This window comes from Candidatus Pelagibacter communis, assembly GCF_001180205.1.
In the GTDB taxonomy this organism is placed as follows: domain Bacteria; phylum Pseudomonadota; class Alphaproteobacteria; order Pelagibacterales; family Pelagibacteraceae; genus Pelagibacter; species Pelagibacter ubique_O.
Genome location: NZ_CVSU01000061.1, coordinates 1 through 583, shown reverse-complemented (window position 1 = coordinate 583; position 583 = coordinate 1). Strand labels below are relative to the sequence as shown.

Below are 583 nucleotides of genomic sequence, written 5' to 3'. Positions count from 1 at the left end.
TCTATAAATCTATCTCCATCCTCCTCTTTAGATCCAGGCAAACCTCCTGGTAAATGATCTCCGTGGTCAAAAAAGATTTCTGAGCAAGGGCCGCATGGACCTGTCTCTCCCATTGACCAAAAATTATCAGAAGTTGCTATCCTTATAATTCTATCATCGCTAAAACCCGCTATTTTCTTCCAAAAATTAAAGGCCTCATCGTCTTCATGAAACACGGTTACATAAAGTCTGTTTTTATCTATTCCAAAATCTTTAGTTATTAAATTCCATGCGTAATGAATAGCTTGCTCTTTAAAATAGTCTCCAAATGAAAAATTCCCTAACATTTCAAAGAATGTATGATGACGAGGTGTGTAACCTACATTTTCTAAATCATTATGCTTACCACCTGCCCTTACACATTTTTGTGACGTTGTAGCTCTTACGTAATCTCGTTTTTCTAATCCAGTAAATACATTTTTAAACTGAACCATTCCAGAATTAGCAAACATCAATGTAGGATCATTATTAGGGACCAAATTACTAGATTCCACAATCTTATGTTCGTTTTTTTCAAAATACTTTAGGAAAGTATTTCTTATCT

The 583-nt window shown here is 34.3% G+C and carries 1 protein-coding gene; it reads right to left on the bottom strand.

Translation table 11 applies throughout. The features are described 5' to 3' along the window. The coding region (locus AMO08_RS02440) for an alanine--tRNA ligase-related protein (RefSeq protein WP_256997644.1) at positions 1-581 on the bottom strand (581 nt) is incomplete at its 3' end. Between the last annotated feature and the right edge of the window lie 2 nt (positions 582-583).